This is a genomic window from Spirosoma pollinicola, from assembly GCF_002831565.1.
GTDB lineage: Bacteria > Bacteroidota > Bacteroidia > Cytophagales > Spirosomataceae > Spirosoma > Spirosoma pollinicola.
Map to the genome: position 1 here is coordinate 280,265 of NZ_CP025096.1, position 14,978 is coordinate 295,242.

The 14,978-nt window shown below is 48.2% G+C and carries 7 protein-coding genes; 5 read left to right on the forward strand and 2 right to left on the reverse strand.

Annotation, left to right across the window (positions count from 1 at the left end; translation table 11 throughout):
* Positions 1–146: 146 nt before the first annotated feature.
* Both CWM47_RS01180 and CWM47_RS01185 read right to left on the reverse strand, forming a co-directional pair.
* Positions 147–2,648: a bifunctional YncE family protein/alkaline phosphatase family protein gene (locus CWM47_RS01180; protein WP_100985977.1), complete on the reverse strand. Its 2,502-nt coding sequence runs from the start codon at positions 2,646–2,648 to the stop codon at positions 147–149.
* A gap of 173 nt (positions 2,649–2,821) precedes the next feature.
* Positions 2,822–5,980: a TonB-dependent receptor gene (locus CWM47_RS01185; protein ID WP_100985978.1), complete on the reverse strand. Its 3,159-nt coding sequence runs from the start codon at positions 5,978–5,980 to the stop codon at positions 2,822–2,824.
* Between the two features lie 360 nt (positions 5,981–6,340).
* Here CWM47_RS01185 and CWM47_RS01190 point away from each other — a divergent pair, with 360 nt between their 5' ends.
* The 5 genes from CWM47_RS01190 to CWM47_RS01210 all read left to right on the forward strand — a co-directional run bounded on the left by CWM47_RS01190 (position 6,341) and on the right by CWM47_RS01210 (position 14,831).
* On the forward strand, positions 6,341–8,050 hold the full coding sequence (locus CWM47_RS01190; protein ID WP_100985979.1) for a tetratricopeptide repeat protein: 1,710 nt from the start codon (positions 6,341–6,343) through the stop codon (positions 8,048–8,050).
* A gap of 263 nt (positions 8,051–8,313) precedes the next feature.
* On the forward strand, positions 8,314–11,070 hold the full coding sequence (locus CWM47_RS01195) for a TonB-dependent receptor (RefSeq protein ID WP_100985980.1): 2,757 nt from the start codon (positions 8,314–8,316) through the stop codon (positions 11,068–11,070).
* 26 nt (positions 11,071–11,096) lie between these two features.
* Positions 11,097–12,368 (forward strand): hypothetical protein, encoded by a 1,272-nt coding sequence (locus CWM47_RS01200; protein ID WP_100985981.1) that lies wholly within the window; start codon positions 11,097–11,099, stop codon positions 12,366–12,368.
* Between the two features lie 104 nt (positions 12,369–12,472).
* Positions 12,473–13,534 carry a phytase gene (locus CWM47_RS01205; RefSeq protein ID WP_100985982.1) on the forward strand — a complete coding sequence of 354 codons (1,062 nt, stop codon included), beginning with the start codon at positions 12,473–12,475 and terminating at the stop codon, positions 13,532–13,534.
* Positions 13,535–13,814: 280 nt separating this feature from the next.
* Positions 13,815–14,831, forward strand: a complete 1,017-nt coding sequence (locus CWM47_RS01210; RefSeq protein ID WP_100985983.1) for a YncE family protein — start codon at positions 13,815–13,817, stop codon at positions 14,829–14,831.
* The last annotated feature ends 147 nt before the right edge of the window (positions 14,832–14,978 follow it).

Sequence of the window (14,978 nt, forward strand, 5' to 3'; positions counted from 1 at the left end):
TGACCGAAAGTTGTGGTGACACCTCGGCTTGTATTCACACGGTTCATTTTATTGATCGACAAACCTGATCTCCTGACTGCGGGTCTGAACTACCCCGCTGTTACCGTGAGCACCTTACGGCCAGAGTAAGAAACTGTCTACATCTTCTAATCATCATCATCATCATCGGTCAAGCCCGTTTTTCCTGATCGGACAAAAGCACCCCGGCGAGGGGCAGGCATGTTACTAGTTGCGCCACGTACCGTTTGCCAAACAATCTCACTGAAAATCAGGTCGTCAATCTCGTCGGGACGGCTCAGATTGAACATCGACGATCGTTTCGAATTACGATTGATCGCTACATTTTTCTGGTTAATGTCAATGCCCGGTTCGAGAGATTCAAACCCGGCAGGATCAGCTTGCTTGCTGAAACAACGCCACAGGGGTGTCGCAGCAGCATCGTATTGACTCATGGGTTTTAGTCCTAAAATCAATTCGATGGTTCGCAGCAGCCCCGACGTAGAATACATAGTATGATCGACAAAATGACGTTTCACAAAACCACCGGCCACAAACGCAATCGAGCGGTGTGCATCAACATGATCGGGACCATTTTGGGCATCATCTTCCAGTATAAATACGACAGATTCTTTCCAGATTGGACTTTTGGACAGGTGCTCGACAAACCGGCCTACGGCCAGATCATTATCAGCCAGGGCGGCATCGGGTGTAGGCATCCCAATGCGGGCCCCTGATGTATGGTCGTTGCCAAAACGGACCGTACTGAGTTGAGGCACTTTACCAGCCGCTACCAACTCGTCGAAGTCCTTTTCCCAAGCTTCCTCTCGCTTACTATCCAGGTAACCCAAATTATACCCTTTAAAGGTGGGGCAAAACTTACCTTCCAATGTTTTAATATTAGGCTTCTCGTCATCGGCAAACCAGCCATAACTCCGGAAACTGACACCGGCCCGCAAACAGTGATCCCAGATAAAGCCGTCGCGCGGATGGGCAATTTCTTTTTGACCTTCGTAATCATACGTGCCACCCCGACCGCCATAGCTAGTCACCCAGTTTTTTTCGACGTAATCATTGGCATATGCGGCTGATGACCAGTTATGCCCGTCGGCGCTGACTTCGGCATCGACATAAAAATTGTCCAGTAGCACAAATTGTTTCGCCAGTGCATGCTGGTTTGGAGTAACTTTTTGGGGAAATAAACAAAGGGCGGCATCGCCATTGCCTTCTTTCATATCGCCCAATACCTGATCGTACGTTCGGTTTTCCTTAATAATGTAAAACACGTATTTTATCGGTGAGCGTGCATTTCCCCCTACCCGCATCGGGATTGGGTTTCCCGCTTCCCCTTCCGAGCGGAGTTCCTTGCTCTTGGTGTACGGTGTATTGGCATAAACCAGTCGCGAATAGGCCGCTAATACCTCGCTATCAGGCATGTCGATGATCGAAAGGGTGCCTTTGAATAAGCCAGCTATGTACTGAACCGGCCCTGGGTTAGCCTGCGGATTGGGCCCGACTTGCTGGGGTGTTCGCGTTCGAACGGGATTTGGCCCGCGGGGGTTGGCTTGCGAAGAAAACCCTTTCCCATTCGTAACGAACAGTTTGGAACCGATCACTTTTACCGCTGTCGGATACCAGCCGGTGGGAATAAATCCGCTGGATTGGCTGTGACCTTTCCGGGTCACATCAAACACCGCCAGACAATTATTGTCGGCGTTGGCAATGTATAGTGTGTTTTCATTATCACTCAGGGCCAGTCCATTGGGTGTGCTCCCTACCGGAGCATCCGGAAATAGCGACGTCGTCATGGTTTCAATAACTTGCTGTTTAGCCACATCAATTAGCGCAACCGTGTTATCATTGCCGTTGGCCACAAAAAGATGCTGTCCATTTCGAGTCAACAACAGATCGTTCGGGTTTTTATTGGTCTTGATTTTAGCCACTATTTTCGGCGTATTGACATCAACAATCAACACGCTGGCGCCCCCCCACAGCGATACGTAGAGCTGATTTTTATCGGGTGACAATAGGCATGTATAGGCGGCAGCTCCTATAGGTAGCTTATGCAGAATCTGCCGCGTTTTCGTGTCGGCGATATACAGGGAACTATCCTCTTTAGTGACCACATAGAGCCGATTTTTGGCATCATCGACGCACAGACCCGTTGGTGAAATTTTTGTTGGCCAAGGTTTCCCCAGCACAATTGGCTCATCGGGCAGTAACTTCTGGTTTTCCAGTTTATAAACAAGAATCCGATTGTCGTTACCACCCGACGCATACAACCTCGTCTCGTCTTCGCTAAAGGCAAGGCCCAGATAGGATTTACCAACCCTAACTGTATCCAGAATTTTTTCAGTAAGGGCATCCAGCAGCGTAATACTTTGGGTGCTCTGCCCATTGTTGGTAACAGCCAGGTATTTCCGGGATGGAGACACCACCAGATTTAAGGGTAAGTCATCCAGATCGAGGCTTCGTCCAGGGGGTGTGAGGGCCCAGCCATTAGGCAAATTGACCCGCTTTGCCACCAGTTTTTTATATACCTCAACTTCCTCTGTTGCTGGAGTCGAGCTATTTTTTCGATTACATCCCGCCAGAATCGACAGGATAAGAAGCACCCAAACGCTATAGAAACTAGTTGAACGGTTCATCATTTGAGAATTGGACATACGCTTGTTTTAAGTTAATTAAAATCACGTCAAATTCTACTGAATGCGTCGAAGCATCTTCGCGCTTATTCGTCACATACGCCAAACGAGGTCACCTGAAGTAGGTAACCTCGTTTGGTTAGCAGAACTCGACAACACGGGCTGAATAACGAGTGCCGCTAAAACCCGTACCGGGCGCCAAGTTGAAATTGATATGGATTTCCACTTAACCCGGATACACCTGCGTTGGTATTGACGGCATATTTATAATTGTTGGTAGTCGTATCGAACCCAGATCTCGACAGCAGCGTGGTAGCTCCCAGCGCATGGTTAACACCCCATGATTTGTTGATCAGGTTGGCCGTATTAAACAGATCGCCGGAAAGTTCGAGGTATTGTTTTTTGAACGTTTTTACTTTGTAGGTCAGGCGCAAATCAACTGTTCCATAAAAAGGGTTCACCCCGCCATTACGTTCAGCAACCTTCCCAAAGCTATTACGGATGTAATCTTTTGCACTTTTTTCCACGTTTGGATTGTTCAGAATCGAATTGATGCCGTCTCTCAAATATTGTGGCGTTTCTGCGCTGGTCGGGTCATACACAAAAGCCAGATCGTTTGTTTCTACGAAATCGCCGTTGATATTGCCATTCACAATCATCGAGTAGCGCGTGCCACTCAGGCCTGAAAACCGGAACCCCAGGTTAAATCCGTAGAACGTAGGCGTATTCCCATAAACCACAATTTTGGTCCGGAAATGGTTATCCGAGTAATTCATCTGGTTCAGGGTGCGCGGGTCGCCAGCCGTGTATTGTACCAGTGTTGCCGTATTGGCTACGTTTCCGTTGTAAGACGTGTTATCCTTGGTCTGGTTCCAGGTATATGAGAAGGCAATTTCTCCATCTTTGAAATACCGGTAATTGGCATCAACAACAACGGCAGCCTGATTCACTTTACCCAAACTTTCCAGTTGCAGCACGCGGCCTACGTCAGTTGTTTTACGGCCCAATATCCAGTTTTGGGAACCATTCGACGTCAGAATGGAGGAAGCAGGCACGTAAACGGGCCGGTTGGCTTCCTGCGACAAGGTGAAGTACGGCTGATCGACCATATTCTTGTCGATATAGGTGTAGTTGTTCCGGGCGAACGACATATAACCCGCAATACTCATTCTGAAATTACTACTGAAGAAGTGGCTATACGATCCATTGATTTTATAAACGGTGGGTACTTTGGCGTCCTTGCCATTCATATTGATGGTGTACAGTTTAGGTATGTGGGGATTATTGACCAGATCAACACCCGGCGCCGAGGCTGGGTTAGCGCGATAAGCGGGGAAGTTTGGTGTAGGAACCAGATTGCCCGTTACATCAATGCTGGCAATGTGGCTACCGTCAAACAGCATATTATTGATCATGGAATAAGGGTTCAGGGCTGACCCCAAAATACCACCCCCTACTCGAATGATATCTTTCCCGTTCTGGCGAACATCCCAGGTGGCCTGTACACGCGGCTGTACCTGAAGGGTAGCCAGTCTGTTATCCGTTCTTAGCCCCAGCGTGTTGAATACCGTTTGATTGAAATTCGGTTTAGTCAGATAGTCGGTATAGTCCACCCGGATACCCCCTGTAACGTTCAGGCCCGGCGCAACGGTCGTTTGTGCCTGGGCGTAGATGGTAGGAATAAGTACGTTGAATTTAACATTGGGTGTGTTACTCAAATAAACATCCCGGGTGAAGCGATAGGGTGCCAAATTCTCAAACGCGGCCAGTCCGGTATACCAGAAACGGCCGTTGGTTTCACTGCCATAAATGGAATTTTGGTTGCTAAACGTCACACCCGCCCCAAACGTGAAGTTGAATTTATTGGTATTCACGTACACATTGTTAACCAGTTGGATCAGGTTATTATTAAAATAATCCCCCCCGTATCGCTGTCCGCCCAATTGAATGCTCGTGAACAACGACTTGGTTGAATCGATCGGATTGACAGATGCTACGTTGGCCACCGTTGCTCTTGGGATATTATCTTCCGGCAACTGGGGGTTGGCATACATTTTATTATACTCCCAGAAGTGCTGAATTTTTAACTCATTGGTCACCTTCGGATTGATCGTTGTTCGCAACGAAGCCATCAGGCTATTGTTAGAACTTTTACGGGTGCTGTATACTTCATACATGTTGATGGCCGTATTATCTCCGTCCGACTGGTTATCCAGATCATAGATATAATTATTGCGGATCGTAAGCAGGTTTTTGGCATTGATCTGCCAGTCAATACGGGCAAAAAGAGCCTGCGTATTTTTGAAACGGGTAAACTGGCCAAACTGAGGAGCGTTGCCCACACCATATTTGCTCCGGGCGATACTCAGAAACCTGTCTTCGGTAGCTTGAGTGACGTTGTAGCGCAAAGCATCGGCAGTTGATTGAATAGGTGCGATTAATAGCGGTTGCGTACTGGCCTGACGGTCCCAGGCAACAAAAAAGTGCAGTTTGTCTTTAATAATGGGGCCACCCAGTGAAAAGCCGTACTGAGCCGTGTTGAAAGGAAGGTTTCGTTTTTGTTCATTTAGTCCGTAAGGACTTGACAGCCAATTCGTTCTCAGGAAAGTAAATGCACTGCCGGTCAGTTTATTCGTCCCCGACTTCGTTACCGTACTGATAGTACCTCCCCCGGCGTTTCCGTAGGTAACGTCATACTGGTTAGTCACCACCTGAAATTCCCGAACGGCCTCCATCGTAATCGAATAAGCACCGGTAGGCTGTCCACCGGCAATGGTGCTTCGGGCCGCCATACCATCAATGGTAAAATTGGTAGCAGACCCTAACTGCCCACCCAGACTATTCCCGGTGGACAGTGGCGAAAGGTCAGCCAAGGTCGAGAAGTTCCGTCCGTTTACCGGTAGCCGGTTAATATCTTTGGCTGTAATAGCGGTTGACGTACCAATGTTTTCGATCTTGTTGGTTAAGGAGTTTGAGGAAATCACGACCGTTTCCAACTGCTGGGAGTTTTCGACCAATTTGAAGGATACCTGTAGCAGATCTCCCTGGTTGAGCGCAAACCCGGTTTGTGCCTGAGTGGCCATTCCGACAAATTGGACCGTGATGGAATAAGGCGCGCCCAGTGGTAATTCCTTTAAACGAAATTCCCCTTTCTCATTGGACACTGAATTGGCTCTAAAACCGGTCGATTCATTTTTAATCTGAACGGTCGCCATTTCCAGCGGCTTCCCATCCTGATCGGTTATTTTTCCAGAAATGCCCGCCAGGTTGGTCTGGGCTTTTGAGAGATGAACTGTAAATAGGAAAAGTACAAAAATAAGCTTTGTAAAATTGAGCATTGTGTGAGGCTTTTTGTGCCCTCAAAGGTCTCTACAGAAGATTTCCTGGGTGTGACTTATATGTTATCTTACTTTAAATAGAACAAGAGTTATGTTTATAAAAAGTAAACATAACCCTTGTTCCAGTTTCAGTCGTTTCCCTTATGCAACTGATTACCGTATGCTAGGCCAAAGGTTGATAGGCGATCCCTTTTTTAATTTGTCAGCAGACTGATTGAGTTCGTAATTAAAGAGACACGACAAGTAACTGGTTTTTAGTGCGTTATCAGACTGGAATAGTATCACACTTGATAACAAAAACTTCATACTGTATCCTGCGGGATACCCGCTAATTTTACGAGTTAGATCAATCCATACAGGATGCATCCTATTTATGCTTTCGCTGCTTTCTCCCTACCTGCTTGCTACCTGCGTTCACGATTAAGGTTTTTAAGTTTAATCGTGTGGATCGTTAGTTGTTCTGCTATAGTAGCCAAAGCGCAGGCACCTGTTAATACAGAACAATTATCCCGTCAGTATCCCGATTCAGCTTACCGGCTAGTCAAGGTTAGGCTCGATAAAGCTATCAGCCAGAGCGATAAGCTGACCGAGGGCGATTGTCTGCAGCAAATAGGGCTTCTGTTCTATCATCAGGGCAGCTACGCACAGGCTATAAACTATCTGCTGCAGGCACAGAAAATTTTCATCAGCACGAATGATGGCAATCGCCTTGCCCGCAACCGCAATGAACTTGGCACCGTTTATTATTACAATGAGCAGGCCGATGGAGCACTTACTCAGTTTAACGAAGCCTTAGCGTTCTACATCAAAAGCCATGATGCACAGGGCCTGGCCCAAACGTATGCAAACATTGGGCACATCTACGAAAAACGACACGACCCCAAACAGGCTTACCAGTATCAGAAGCTTGCCCTCACAAATTGTCTGGCGGCAAATGACGTAGCTAGCCTGGCTAAAATTTACGAGAATCTGGGCAGTATTTTCGAAGATGAAGCCCGGTACGACTCGGCTTACTCATATTACCAGAAAGCACTAACCCTCAGTCAGCAGACCCGTGATGAAATCGCGCAAATCGAAATTATCAATAATCTGGGCGATGTCTACCGAAAAACAGGCCGCTACCAAAAGGGGCTAAGTCACTCACGTGAAGCCATGCAACGGGCCACTCGACTGGGCGAAAAGTACCAACTAAGTGCGGCCCTCCGCGACATAGCCAAGACGTACAGACTACTGAGCCAGCCCGATAGCGCCTATAATTATCTGGAACGAAGTCGCGATTTAGTCGATGCAATCTATGCGACTGAAAACACCCGGCAGATTGCCTTGTTGCAAACGCTGTATGAGGTGGAGCGGAAAGACAAGGAAATCGTACAGTTGAACGCCCAAAAACGAATCGACTTCATTATTATTCTGGCGACCAGTATTGTATTGGTATTGATTGGCATTCTTGGAGCCGTCATCATTAGTCGGCAGCGGCTGAAAATCCGGAATGAACAGGCCCTTAATCAGCAAAACCAGCAGATCTTTCAGACCCAGAACGCATTGATGCAGGTTGAATTAAAGAACCAGCAACTGGAAGAAGAAAACCTGAAAGGACAACTCGAATTAAAGCATAAGGAACTTACGACCCATACGCTGCAAATTATTCAGAAAAATCAGGTACTCGAAGAGCTGAAAGAAGATTTGACTGCCATACTGAAAGACGATAAACGCGATCAGAAAAAGCAGATCAAACAATTGGTGGATAAGATCAGCCTGAACTTCAGCCAGGATAAACACTGGGACGATTTCAGAACAATTTTCGATCAGGTGCACCCCTATTTCTTTACGCAGCTGACCCAACAGTTTCCCGACTTAACCGCCACAGACCTGCGTCAGATTGCTTTACTTAAAATAAATATCAGTTCTGCCGACATGGCTACCTTACTCGGTATTTCGTCGGATAGCCTGCGGGTTTCCCGATACCGTCTTCGCAAAAAGATTGGCCTTTCGGAAGGGGAATCACTATCGGCCTACATTCAACGGTTCCCTCTTCAGCCGATGCCCTCCCCGGAAATCAGTCTGATTTGACTCCTTCGGTTGGGCTTCACAATTAGGAAACAGTTTGGTAACAATAACATAATGGCTATTATCCCCCTCAATAAAGCACTGAATATCAGCAGGATAATTCAAAAATAATCTACTTGTTGCTTTTCTGCATACGGTTATAATCAGCATGTTGCCTTTCTGTTCACGGTTAAAATTTGCCGGGCACCTTCACTCCCCCCCACCTTTGCGTCATCAACGACAATGGCCTTGGATAGGCCACGTTGTCATTGCCATTCGCAAACCGTATGAACCGACTAGTACTGATAATCGTTTGCCTGCTTCTTGTCTCCAGAACCTGGGCGGGTACCATCCGGGGGCGAGCTATTGATGTCACAACGGGTCAGCCCGTTATTGGGGCCACACTCCTTCTGGAAAACAGTAAACTGTATGCGGTATCGGGATTAGATGGCTCCTACCTGATAAAAAATGTACCCGTAGGCAGCTATAAAATCCGGGCTAGCTACGTCTCGTACAAAACGCTAAGCCGCGACATTGAGGTAACAAATCCCGAGCAGATCATTACGCTGGAGTTACCCATGGAGCCTGAAAATGATCGTCAGCTTACCGAAGTGACGGTGAAAGCCAGACGTGATGGGAGCAGCGACCGTACAGCCCGCGACCTCGAACGGAATGCCCTCCAGGTAACCAACATCGTATCTGGCCGAACCATCGAACTCTCCCCCGATTTAACCGTTGCGAATGTCATCCAGCGCGTATCGGGCATTTCCATCGAGCGGAACAGCAACGGCGACGGGCAGTACGCCATTCTGCGAGGCATGGACAAACGCTACAACTACACGCTCGTCAATGGTGTAAAAATTCCCAGCCCCGACAACCGCTATCGCTACGTTCCACTCGACATTTTCCCGGCCGAACTTCTGGATCGACTGGAAGTCTATAAAGCCCTGACACCGAGTATGGAGGGCGATGCTGTTGGGGGAGCCATTAATATGGTCATGAAAGATGCCCCCGACCGGATGACGGTTCTGGCGAATATCTCAAGCGGTTATAGCGAGCTGTTTTTCAACCGGCCGTTTGTAAGTTTCGATGCGAAGCACGTCAATTCGCAGTCGCCTTACGAGCAGTTTGGTAGCCAGTACAGCGCTAAATTTTCCGATTTCAACAAAGCCTCAACCACCTACACCAGCCAGGCTCCACCCCCAAACTTACTCGGCAGTTTTGCCGTAGGTAACCGATTCTTCGACCGGCGATTTGGGATCATGCTGGCGGGCAGTTTGCAAAATACATTCCGCGGTAGCAACAGCCTGTTTTTCAATGGCGACGTGGTCGATACGCTGCGCGGAATAACCCTCACCAAACAAAGCGAACGGCAGTATTCGGAGCATCAAACGCGCTACGGTCTCCATGCCAAAATGGATTACCGCCTTAATGAAAACAACAAAATCCAGTGGTTCAATGCCCTTATCAGCCTGGAGAATCAGCAGATTCGGGAAACCAGGTCGACCGAACTGGGCATTGGAGGATTCGACCCCGTGCTGGGTAATGCCACCCTTGGTTACGAAACCCGCTCGCGGCTGACGAAGCAGAAAATCTATACCAGCACTCTTCAGGGTACACACCAACTTACGCCAGCTTTCGGGATCAACTGGTCGGCGGTGTATTCACTGGCCACCAACGAAGTGCCTGATCAGACTTATATACCGTTGCTGGGTATCCGCAAAAACTTTGTGGATCAACGCACAACCGTCAATGATGGCCAACGCCGTTGGGAGCATAATTCGGATACGGATCTGGCCGGTTACCTGAATCTGACACTCAAAACGAATCTGGCAGGCATAGCCGTCGAATGGATGGCGGGTGGCCTCTACCGGGACAAACAGCGGACTAATTTCTATAACAATTACACCCTGCGGCCCAGCAATCCATTTGCCCAGTACGGCGTCGACTTTACAGACTACAATCAGATTGCCTGGAACATCCAAAACCCGCTCGGTTCGGTCGCTTCGGCACTGAACTATGATGCAGCCGAGAAGACGGCATCCGGCTATCTGCAATTCCGAACTACCGATCAACCACTCGAAATTACCGGTGGTGTCCGCATCGAGCACACCGATCAGGGGTATGCAATGAAATTCCCGATTGGTGAGGATAACCCAACGGGTAGCCAGATTTACACGGATGTGCTGCCGAGCCTGCACTTTCGGTACCGGCCGGATGAGCGCACCAACTGGCGGCTGTCTTATTTCCGGTCGCTGAACCGGCCCGGCTTTTTCGAGATTGTTCCCTATCGGATTGTCAATGAAGAATACCAGGAGCGCGGCAACCCGAACCTGAAACGGGCTATTGCCGATAACGTTGATCTGCGTTACGAGTTTTTTCCTCGTCCGCTGGAGCAGTTTATGGTTGGCCTGTTCTACAAACACATCCAGGACCCAATTGAATATACGCTTCAGAAAGATGCCATCCGTGGTCAGGATCTGTATTATGGACCGGGCAACTTCGGCAACGCAACGAACCTGGGGCTGGAGGTAGATGCTATTAAATATTTCCGACAGTGGGGTATAAAAGCAAACTATACCTATACCAACTCCAGCATTACCACGCCCAAATCGAAGCGTATCCGCAACGCCCAGGGCGATCTGCAAACCATCACCGTTAATCAGACGCGGGCACTTTATGGGCAGTCGGCTCACGTTGCCAACCTATCGTTGCTCTACAAAGATGCCGCGCATGGCTGGGATAGTCAACTGGCAGCCAGTTACACCGGTGGACGGATCAACACCGTTTCGCAGTTCGTCGATAATGACCTCTACCAAAAAGGGTTCATTCAGATGGATGCATCAGCGGAGAAGCGGCTAGGCCGGGGTTTTCTCCTATTTGCCAAAGCCAACAACCTGCTGAATACACCCACCGAGATATTCATCAAAAATGCCAGTAGTAAAAATTCCGACGTACCGAATCAGGACCTCTCGGGCAAGACCCTTATCCGGCGCGATTTCTACCAGCGTTCCTATGTGCTTGGGGTACGTTATAAGCTTTGAAAATCATTACTAACCAATTAATTACCATGAAACAAGTTCTTATTCTAGCCGCTTTCTCCGCTGCCCTGCTTGTGGGTTGTTCCAAGAGTAGTGACGATACCAGTGCGGTAACCCCTACGCCGACGCCCGTTGTGAAAGAAGCCGTATCGGGCGATGTTTCCGGCACCTGGACAAAAGGGAATACCTACAAAATTACGGGACACTTGCAGGTTCCCACCAGCCAGTCCTTAGTGATCGAAGAAGGGGTCAATGTCATTTTCAGCGACTCAACGGTAAAGCCTGAGTTCATTGTAAAAGGAAACCTATACATTATGGGTACCTCGGCGAATCCGGTAAAACTTACGGTACCCGATGCCTGGAAAACTGCCACCAACCAATGGGGTAGCCTATGGGGTGGCATTATTGCGGCCCCTACCTGCGCCGAATTGCTGATCGACAACGCCATCATTGAATATGGCGGAGCAGTAACAACTGAGAGTTCACCTTCGGTAAAAGCGGGGCTATACAAAGCGGCAGCGGGTAACCACGTTCCAGCCGTCAACTACTCGAACGTAAATGGCAAACTAGTCATTGTTAACAGCCGGTTGAACAACCAGAATGAAGATGGTTTTTATATTGAAGGGGGCAAGGTCATCATTGCCAACAACAAGATTTATACGCAGGGTGTATCGGGTGGCGATGCCATTAACATTAAATCGGGTGTTCAGGCCGATGTAGCTTTTAACCTGGTGTATAGCCCCAACACAAACGCGTTAAAACTCTCGAACACCGGCGACCGTACACCGCAAGCCTATGTCATTGCTTATAACAACACGGTGCTGAACGCAGGCTGGCGCAGGCCGACCATCAAAGGTGGTTCGATTTGGGTAGAAATAGCGGTTCGGGCTGAGTTATACAATAACCTGCTGGCCAACGACCGGTTCGGTGTTAAACGGGACCCTAAAAATCCGGAAGATGCCCGTACCAAAGTGAGTAACAATCTCTATTACGGCGCTACGCAGGATGGCGTTACGGGTTTCCAGCCCACCACCGAAATTCTGACCGGTACCAACGATGTTATCAGCAAAACCGTTGGCGACAATGATCCGAAGTTTGTGAACTATCCGCTGACTACCGATTCTAAAAACGCGATCTTCAATACGGCCTGGGATTTCCGCCTGCAAGCGGGTTCGCCTGCTATTGGCAAAGGCACAACGAGCTTTACCCGCCTGTATGCTGATGGGATTTCGTTTGCCAACGGCACACTTTACAAATCACCTGCTCCGTCAACGACCATTGGCGCCTTCGGTACGAACTAAGTTTAAAAAATATAACACAGAGATTACAGAGAAAAACGGAGGCTCACAGAGACCTCAGTGTACCTCCGTCTTTCTCTGTAATCTCTGTGTTACCACTTTTCTACATGAAAATTTACCTTCCGTTGCTGCTGGTTTTCCTATCGGCTTGCCATAAGCCTGCCGCCCAGACAACAACGCCCGAAACAAGCCAGACTGCCGTTGTTCAGCCTGTTTATATTACTGACACCGTTCGGCATGATACCGACGACCCGGCTATCTGGATCAATCCAAGCGACCCGGCTAAAAGCCTGGTTATTGGAACCGATAAAGACCAGGATGGTGGCCTGTACGTCTTCAATCTACAGGGCAAGATCGTTAAGGAAATTCATGACCTCAAGCGGCCTAACAATGTAGACATTGCCTACGGCCTGACGCTCGGCGGCAAACCCACCGACATTGCCGTAACCACCGAACGGTTTACGCACAAGCTTCGTATTTTCTCGCTGCCCGATATGCAACCCGTTGACAATGGCGGGCTTGAGATGTTCGTTGGCGATACAAGTGCTGGTTTTCGGGACCTGATGGGTATAGCGCTTTACAAGACGGCATCTGGTGTCATGTATGCGATGGTCGGCCGGAAATCAGGCCCAACCGATGGTACCTATATTGGCCAATACCGACTTGAAGACAATGGAAATGGGCAGGTAAAGGCTACGCTGGTACGAAAGTTCGGGATGTATAGCGGTAAGAAAGAAATCGAGTCGATTGCCGTCGATAACGAACTCGGCTATGTCTACTACTCCGACGAAGGGGTAGGTGTACGTAAATACTACGCCGATCCTGCAAAAGGTAATCAAGAGTTGGCTCTATTCGCTAAAACAGGCTTTTCGGAAGACCACGAAGGAATCTCCATTTACAAAACGGGGCCTAAAACGGGGTACATACTAGTCTCAGACCAGGGAGCCAATCAGTTCCACATCTTCCGTCGAGAAGGAGAAGCGGGCAATCCGAATGACTATAAATTGCTGAAAGTGGTAAAAGTGGCCGCCCAGGTTAGTGATGGTTCCGATGTTACGAACGTCCCCCTAGGCAAGCAATTCCCTCATGGCTTGTTTGTGACGATGTCGGAAGGAAAAACGTTTCACTACTACCGCTGGGAGGATATTGCAGGGAAAGATTTAAAGTAAGAACATACCAATCAATACAGCTAAATTCATACATAATTTATTAACACATCCTGTTTGATTTTTTCGACCTCCCTTGAGACCCAATTGCCCAAAGCGTATGTTTTCGCCTGATAAACTGCGCTTTGGGTCATATAGGAAATAAAGAATGGCGTCTATTCTTCAGATTTCCTCCAGAATGTTTTAATGTAAATATTACCTTTCTGTAAAAACTAAGATAGTGCCATTTTACTAATAGTCAGTCAGTTAGCTTTGCAAAAAAAAGTTACGTAACTGAATTGCTATGCAGAAGCGACATTATCTACTTATCCTATTTATTCTTTCCGGTTTCAATAAGGCGCACGCCCAAACTCCTCCTCAGTATCAGTTCCAAAGAAAGATAAATCTTCCCACTGGCGAGGGAAAATGGGATTACCTGAAAATGGACGGCGAACGTGAACGACTCTTTGTTTCGCACTTCGACCGGGTACATATTATTGACCTTAAGACCGATAAACAGATCGGTGAGATTACCGGGCTGAAAGGCGTACACGGCATTGGTCTGGCGAAGGAGTTGAATAAAGGATACATCACCAATGGTGCCGACAATACTGTTACGGTTTTTGATTACAATACCTTCAAGGTTCTGCAAACCATAGCGATTACGGGCAAAAAGCCGGACGCCGTTATGTACGACAAAGGGACAAAACAGGTTTTTGTCTTCAACAATGGCAGTGGCAACGCAGTCGTGATTGACGCGCAAACGGATAAAGTCGTTGGCAATGTAGAGATGGGTGGCGCACCCGAATTCGCCGTTTCGAACGAAAAAGGCAGTATTTTCAACAATAACGAAGATACCAACGAGATTTTTGAGATCGACGTGAAGACGCTGAAAGTCAAAAATAAATTCTCATTAGCACCCAACGGCGTGCCAACGGGCTTAACAATCGACGTTGCAAACAACCGGTTATTTTCCGTCTGCCGAAAGCCCCAAACGCTGGTAATTCTGGATGTGACTACGGGCAAAATTATTCAGACGCTGCCTATTGGCGGGGGCGTTGATGCTGTCGTGTATGACAAGGAGCTAAAATTAGTCATGACCTCGAACGGCGAGGGCAACGTCACGATTGTACATCAGGACTCACCCGATAAATATTCTATTGTTCAGACGCTAATGACAAAACCCGGCTGTAAAACGCTGGTTCACCGCGGAACCACCCATCGTATATACCTAAGCGGTGCCGACTACCAGGCCGATGGAAAAACTCCTGCTGCCGGTACGTTTGGCGTATTTGTTTACGGCCCAACCCTAAAACAGTAACCGCTCAGAGCTGTAAGGTTTTTGAAAGTGCTTTGGCGGTTCGACTTACAGATCTCCATTCACTCGAATTACAGTTTTTTTTATAAAGCCTGATTTCAGGCTTGCAGGGCCACGCTTTGCCTTTATCTGTCTGGTGGAGGAGCATTA